Source organism: Pseudonocardia yuanmonensis (genome assembly GCF_039542425.1).
GTDB classification, from domain to species: domain Bacteria; phylum Actinomycetota; class Actinomycetes; order Mycobacteriales; family Pseudonocardiaceae; genus Pseudonocardia; species Pseudonocardia yuanmonensis.
In genome coordinates this window covers 125,599-132,073 of the sequence record NZ_BAABIC010000018.1, presented here as the reverse complement: position 1 = coordinate 132,073, position 6,475 = coordinate 125,599, and the positions used below count along the sequence as shown (strand labels likewise).

Annotated in this window: 6 protein-coding genes, 1 rRNA gene and 1 pseudogene; 3 read left to right on the top strand and 5 right to left on the bottom strand. The window is 75.7% G+C overall.

What is annotated here, in order from left to right; translation table 11 throughout:
- Positions 1-79 (top strand): 5S ribosomal RNA (rrf, locus tag ABD990_RS34540); the annotation flags it as partial.
- Positions 80-461: 382 nt separating this feature from the next.
- Complete coding sequence (locus ABD990_RS24425) at positions 462-2,066, top strand: heparan-alpha-glucosaminide N-acetyltransferase domain-containing protein (RefSeq protein ID WP_345383070.1); 1,605 nt, start codon at positions 462-464, stop codon at positions 2,064-2,066.
- Between the two features lie 19 nt (positions 2,067-2,085).
- Here ABD990_RS24425 and ABD990_RS24420 read toward each other — a convergent pair whose 3' ends face one another.
- Positions 2,086-2,304, bottom strand: coding sequence for a hypothetical protein (locus ABD990_RS24420; RefSeq protein ID WP_345383069.1), 219 nt, complete (start codon positions 2,302-2,304; stop codon positions 2,086-2,088).
- Positions 2,305-2,340: 36 nt separating this feature from the next.
- Here ABD990_RS24420 and ABD990_RS34535 point away from each other — a divergent pair.
- A pseudogene (locus ABD990_RS34535) lies at positions 2,341-2,808 on the top strand (glycine betaine ABC transporter substrate-binding protein); the annotation flags it as partial.
- Positions 2,809-2,880: 72 nt separating this feature from the next.
- Here ABD990_RS34535 and ABD990_RS24415 read toward each other — a convergent pair.
- The 4 genes from ABD990_RS24415 to ABD990_RS24400 are packed head-to-tail and all read right to left on the bottom strand — an operon-like array spanning position 2,881 to position 6,472.
- Positions 2,881-4,461, bottom strand: coding sequence for an alpha/beta hydrolase (locus tag ABD990_RS24415; RefSeq protein WP_345383068.1), 1,581 nt, complete (start codon positions 4,459-4,461; stop codon positions 2,881-2,883).
- A 35-nt stretch (positions 4,462-4,496) separates the two neighbouring features.
- Positions 4,497-5,261: a 3-hydroxybutyrate dehydrogenase gene (locus ABD990_RS24410; RefSeq protein ID WP_345383067.1), complete on the bottom strand. Its 765-nt coding sequence runs from the start codon at positions 5,259-5,261 to the stop codon at positions 4,497-4,499.
- Between the two features lie 21 nt (positions 5,262-5,282).
- Positions 5,283-5,930 (bottom strand): alkaline shock response membrane anchor protein AmaP, encoded by a 648-nt coding sequence (gene amaP, locus ABD990_RS24405; protein ID WP_345383066.1) that lies wholly within the window; start codon positions 5,928-5,930, stop codon positions 5,283-5,285.
- Positions 5,927-6,472, bottom strand: coding sequence for a DUF6286 domain-containing protein (locus ABD990_RS24400; RefSeq protein WP_345383065.1), 546 nt, complete (start codon positions 6,470-6,472; stop codon positions 5,927-5,929). The genes amaP and ABD990_RS24400 overlap by 4 nt, the downstream gene beginning before the upstream one ends.
- Positions 6,473-6,475 lie beyond the last annotated feature (3 nt).

Sequence of the window (6,475 nt, the reverse complement as noted above, 5' to 3'; positions counted from 1 at the left end):
CCCGAACCCGGAAGCTAAGCCCTCCAGCGCCGATGGTACTGCACTCGCCAGGGTGTGGGAGAGTAGGTCGCCGCCGACATCAAACAACACGGAAAGCCCCGCAGCAGTCCTGCTGCGGGGCTTTCCCACGTTCTCGGGGCCTTCCGAGCGAAACGCCATTCCGAGCGAACGCACCGTCGCTCACGAGTGATGACCGAACGCGCCCACCAGGGATGAGCGAACGGCACTTTCGCTCACTAGGAATGAGCGAAAGTGCCGTTCACCATCTGCTCGTGAGGGGCGATGGTCGCTCGAGCGGTGATTGCCACTCACGGGCGGAGTGGAAGGAACACGCTCGCGGTCTCGGGGGGCGGCACCCCGGGGTGCGGGGGCTCGCCCCAGCGACCGGGCGGCGGTGCGTTGCCAGGCTCGGCGTCGAGACGCGCTCGAGGCGGGCGCGCACGTCGTCGGGGAGGAACATCGTGTCGATCTCGTCCGTCCGCGCCGGGCCCGCATGGGCCGGACCCGCCTGGGCCGAGCAGCCTCGGGCCGGGCAGCCCACCCTGCCGGTCGCGGCCGACCAGCCCACCGTGCCCCTGCGGATTCCCCCGGCCCGACGCGACTCGCGGGTGGTGGGGGTCGACGCGGCGCGCGGCATGGCACTGATCGGCATGATGGCCACCCACGTCTTCCCGGTGTTCGGTGCGGACGGCTCGCCGACCGCCGCCACCGTGATCGCGGCGGGTCGGGCTGTGTCGACCTTCGTGCTCGTCGCGGGCGTGGGCGTGGCGTTCCTGTCCGGCGGCCGCGGTGGCAAGCCGGCGGCGGCCGCAGGCCTCGTGGTCCGCGCGGTGCTGATCGGCCTGCTCGGGTTGGTGTTCGGGCTGCTCTCCCCGGCGAACGGGATCGACGGGATCCTGCCCTTCTACGGGGTGTTCTTCCTGCTCGCGGTGCCGCTGCTCTGGCTGGGTCCACGCGCGCTCACCGCGGTGACCGCCGTGGCCTTCCTCCTCGGACCGGTCGCCCTCGTGGCCACGGCCGGCCTGCCGCGGGCCACCACCGATCCCACGCTCGCCACACTGGTCCAGGACCCGGCAGGGCTGCTGCTCCAGCTGTTCGTGACGGGTGAGTACCCCGCCGTCGTCTACCTCGGTTACCTCGCGGCCGGGCTCGCGATCGGCAGGCTCGACCTGTCGTCGACGCGCGTGGGCTGGGCCCTCCTCGGTGGCGGGGTGGTGCTCGCCGCCGGGTCGCGGATCGTGTCGTGGGTCCTGCTGTACCCGCTGGGTGGGCTCGCCGAGGTGACCGCGGTGGCCGCGCGGGGCGACGTGCCGGCGGCGGAGATCGCACAGCGGCTGCTGTGGGAGGCCTACCCGTTGCCGACGTGGTGGTACCTCGCGCTGCCCACGCCGCACTCGCACTCGCCGGTCGACCTCGCCCACACCCTGGGCTGCGCGATGGCCCTGCTGGGCGCGCTCCTGCTGCTGACGCGGGTCGACGCGGTGCGCCGGCTGCTGTCCCCGCTGGCCGCGGCGGGCGAACTCTCGCTGACGCTCTACTGCGCGCACCTCGTGGTGCTGGCGAGCGGCATCCTGTCCGACGAGCCGGTGGTCCTGCTCCTGGCGATGGTCCTCGGGGCGCTCGCGGTGGCGGTGGCGTGGCGCCGGACCGTCGGCCGCGGTCCGCTCGAGACCCTCGTGTCGGTGCCCGCCACCGCCGCGCGGCGTGCCGTCGGCGGCCGCCGCACGGGAACGACCCGGACGACCCGGAAGGCGGACAGCCCCCGGCCCGACCGCGGACGGGCCATGGCGGTCGCGCTGGCGGTCGTGCTCCTGGGCCTGGGCTTCGTCCTCGCGCTCGATCCCGACGACGCGAGCGGGGCGGTCGCGGAGGACGTGGAGACGGTCACCGAGGCCGACGAGCAGGTCGAGCCTCCGGCCGTCGCGCCCCTGCCGCCGCGCGCGCCGGAGCAGGCCGAACCCCCTGCCGTCGAACCCCCCGCCGTCGAGCCCCCCGCCGCCGGGCCGGAGCCGCCGGGAGAGGCCGACGACGAGCAGCAGGACGAGCCGGAGGACCCGACCTCCTAGCGCGGTGCGGGAGGTCGGATCAGCGGCGGAAGAGGCGGATACCGGCGGTCCGGCGGAAGCGCGGGCAGTCGCAGGTCACGCACTCGGTACCGCGACGGTAGTGCTCGTGGGCCGTGGCGCCGTGGCCGCAGCGGCAGGCGGCGTCGACGACGCCGGCCACGCGGGCGGACGCCGGGACGGCCGGGGCCGGCAGGGAGACGTACGGAGCGGTGGGGCGGTCCGGGAGGATCGCGGTCATGCTGGCTTCTACCCCCGAGGAGAAGTCCGGTTCGATGTGTCCACGGGGCTCGTCGCGCGTCCGGCTCCGGACGTATCGCCCGGACGGCCGGTTTCATCACTGTTGACGAGGGCGCCCCGCGCTGCGCCTTCCGGACGGTCATCGTCACGTGTGCGGGGTGAGCGGGTCCGGCCGCCCGCGCTTGCAGCGGGCAGATTCCGGGCTCACGAGGGCGGCCGCGCGGTCGTGACGGGCTCGCGCGGCGAGGTCCTCGGCATCATCGACGTCACCACGGTCACGGACGTGATCGCCGGTGTCCGCGAGGAGCACGGGGTGGGGAGGCCGGATGACCGCCGTCGCCGAAGGCCTCCCGAGTACACCATCTCCGTCGTGCTCCGCGAGGAGACGTACCGCGAGCACCCCGAGATCGAGCAGGTCATGCAGCCGGTCGCGGAGGCGCTGGACAACGACGAGATGATCGAGCTCGGCAAGAAGGTCGACGTCGACGGCGAGGACCCGGGCATCGTCGCCCGGGACGGGATGATCTCCAAGGGCTTCATCGGCCCCGACACGTCCCGACCGCGCATGCTGCGGTCGTCACGCGGGGCAGACGGTGCCGTCGCGGGGCATCGAGCCCGCGACGAGCACCTGTTCCACCAGGGCGGTCACGCAGGCACTGCGCGGGTAGGCGCCCTGCCCGGCGCCCTGCCAGCCGACGAAGGAGCTGCGGCCGAGCAGCTGCGCGACCCGCCGCGAGCCGTCCTGGGGTGCGCGCGGGTCCGCCGCGGTGCCGAGCACGAGGACCGGCGGGGTGTCGGCGGGCAGGGTGGAGAGGGTCGGCGCGCCCGACGACGCCGGCCACGGCCCGCACGCCAGCAGCCGTTGCGCCGCCGCGGCCCCGAACAGCGGGTACTGCTTCGACCAGCGGTCGGCGAGCTGCGCGACCTCCGGCGGCGCAAGGCGGCGGGTGGTGTCGTTGCAGGCCGTGGCCAGCTCGTCGTCGAACGTCCCGCCGTCGCCGAGGACGGGGGCGAGGAAACCGATCAGCCCGGTGGGGTCGCCCGTGCCGGCCGCGGCCAGCCCGGCGGCCAGCGCGGGCCAGCGAGCGGGTTCGCGCAGGCCGGTGGTCAGGGCGGTGAGCGCGCCACCGGCGGTGAGCCGGTCGCCGTCGGCCGAGGCGAGCGGACGCACCCCCAGCCCGGTGACGACGCCGGCGACGGCCGCCCGCGGGTCCGCGCCGAGCGGGCAGCCGCCCCGCGCGATGCAGGCGGCGGCGAAGGCGTCCAACGCCGCCTCGGCCGCACCGGCCCGGGCCTCGCTCCGGTCCGGCTCGTCCGACACCAGGTCGACGGGGGAGTCGAGCACCACCCGGCCGACCGAGCGGGGATGGGCCGACGCCCACGCCGCGACCGCGCTGGCACCGTCGCCGAGCCCGACGACATCGAGCCGCTCGACGCGCAGGGCGGACCGGAGCCGTTCGAGGTCCGCGGCGGTGGAGGCGGTGCGGTAGGAGCTGATCGTGCTGTCGAGGAGCAGGTAGCAGTCCTGCACGACCGCCCGCGCCTCCTCGAGCAGCGGGCCGAGGTCGGTGTCGCCGCCGACGGGCGGGGTGTCGGTGATCGCCGCCCGCGACTCCGGCGGCGCGCAGTCGATGAGGTCGCTGCCGGTGCCGCGCCGGTCCAGCCCGACGAGCTGGTACTGCGCCAGCACGGGGTCGGACACCAGTGTCGCGAGCCGGGCTGCGGCGCGGGCCGAGCCACCGCCCGCGCTGTCGCCGACCACGACCAGCGCGGGCCGGCTGCGGGGTGCGTCGGCGGCGCCGACCCGCAGCACGCCGAGCCGGGTCGCCTCCGCGCCCGGCCGGGCCGGGTCGGTGTCGACGGCCAGCTCGCCGCAGCTCGCACTCAGGCCGCGCCCGGCCGGCACCGGGAAACCGGCCGCCGCCACCGCCTCGACGGTGTCCGCGGTGCAGTCGGCGTAGTCGATCAGCGGGTCCTGCTGCTGTGGGGCGGGCAGGGCGTCCGGATCGGCCGGGACGGCCGCGGTGCTCGGCGGCGGCCCCGTGGTGGAGTCGCCGCGCACCGCGACCGGCGGACGCTGCGAGGGCCCGACCGAGCAGGCGGCCAGCACCAGTACGCCCAGGAGCGCGATGATCACGACGCGTGCCCGGGCCCCCACGGTCCCAGTCTGCCCGCCCGTCGGTGAACCGGTCGTTAGTGGGCGGTCCAGCCACCGTCCTGGACCAGCGAGACCCCCGTGACGGAGGCCGAGGCCGGACCCCACAGCACGCTGGCGAACTCGGCGACCTCGTCCGGCTCGATCAGCCGCTTCACCGCGACGGGGGTCAGCATGATCTTCTCGACGACCTCGTCCTCGCCGATGCCGTGGGTGCGGGCCTGGTCGGCGATCTGCTTCTCCACCAGGGGCGTGCGCACGTAGGCGGGGTTGACGCAGTTGCTGGTCACCCCGTGCGCCGCACCCTCCAGCGCGGTGACCTTGGACAGCCCCTCGAGCCCGTGCTTGGCCGCCACGTAGGCGGACTTGTAGGGCGAGGCGCGCAGCCCGTGCGCGCTGGAGACGTTGACGATCCGGCCCCAGCCCTGCTGGTACATGTGCGGCAGCACGCGGCGGATCAGCCGGAACGGCGCCTCGAGCATGATCGTGAGGATCTGGTGGAACAGCTCGGGGTCGAAGTCCTCGAGGGGGGAGACGTGCTGCCGGCCGGCGTTGTTGACCAGGACGTCGACGTCGCCCGGCAGGGCGTCGACGGCGTCGAGGTCGGTCAGGTCGCAGGGCACGGCCTCGATCCCGTCGACCTCGGCGGCCAGCGCCTTGACGGCCTCGGCGGAGAGGTCGACGGCGTGGACCCGGGCCCCGTCCGCGGCGAGCCGGCGGGCGATCGCCGCCCCGATGCCGCTGGCGGCGCCCGTGACCAGGGCCGTGCGGCCGGAGAGGACGGGGTCGGTGTCGCGCGTCATACGGTCGAGGCTAACCAGCGGTCAGGCCACCCGGGGAGCGTGCGTGACGGAGTCGAGCTCCAACCGGACGGCGACCGGCAGGTGCGCGAGGCCCAGCGAGTCCCGGGCCTCCGCGACGACCTCGGTCTCCAGCCGCCGGCACACCTCGGCGACGTCCGCCTCGTCCGTGACCCACACGGTCAGCCGCAGCGCCGGGGTGCTCGAGGTGCCGACCATCCGCGCCCGGGCCCTGCCGACGCCGGGCAGCGCCGCCGCCCGGTCGGCCACGGCCTCGGCGATCGCCCCGGCCGTGACCAGCAGCGTGCTGTCCGGGTCCGCCTCGAGCAGCAGGTCGGGGCGGCGCTCGGGGCGCAGCGACCGGACGGCCCACCACAGCCCGAGCACCACGAGCACCACGCCTGCGGCGATCGCGACCCAGCGCCAGAGCTGCTGCTGCGCACGCAGGGCGTCGACGATCATCGGGTCCGGCAGCGGCCGGGCGGCGCGGCCGGCGCCGAACACGCCGAAGCCGAGCAGCGCCGCAAGGGTGCCCGCGGCCAGCAGCACGAGCCCGAGCACGGCGAGCCAGAAGCGGTCTGTGCCGGCGGACCGGGCGACGGCCCTGCGCGAGCCGCGCACGACCTTCCGCGGCGGGGCGGGGGTGTCCGGCGTGCCCGTCGGGGTGCTCATCGGGGCTCCTTCCGGCCGCGGGTGGACACGGCGACGCGCGGTCGCCGGGCGAGGGGCAGCTCGTCGAGCAGGGTGGCGACCCGGTCCCGGACGGTGTCGGTCAGCTCGCCGAACCCGCCCCCGGCGTCGGGCCAGCCCTCGGCCCGGACCACGACCTTGCGCGCGGAGGCGCTCACGGTCGCCGCCGCGACGTCGTCGGACTCCCGGACGGTGCGCCCGACCAGGCGGGCCAGCACCCGCGGCGAGGTCGCCACGGTCATCTCCGGGGTCGGGGCGGTGAGCGCGACGTCGTGCCGGCGGGCGAGCAGCGCGACCAGCAGGAGCAGCAGCCCGACGACGGCCACGCAGATCGCGACGACGATCACCGGCCGGTCCGCCCAGGTCAGCCCGGTCAACGCCGCCTGCCACGAGGGCCAGGGCACCACCAGCCCGTTCGTGCCGGGCCGGAGCCAGGCGGCGACGACCTCGATCACGAGGATCACGCCGACCGCGGCCAGGGCCAGGCCCAGCAGCGGGGACAGCGTGCGGAGCAGCACGCGCACGGG

Coding starts and splice junctions, on each gene's coding strand:
- ABD990_RS24410 (WP_345383067.1), bottom strand. CDS start 5,261: ATGACGCGCGACACCGACCCCGTCCTCTCCGGCCGCACGGCCCTGGTC.
- ABD990_RS24420 (WP_345383069.1), bottom strand. CDS start 2,304: ATGACCGCGATCCTCCCGGACCGCCCCACCGCTCCGTACGTCTCCCTG.
- amaP (WP_345383066.1), bottom strand. CDS start 5,930: ATGAGCACCCCGACGGGCACGCCGGACACCCCCGCCCCGCCGCGGAAG.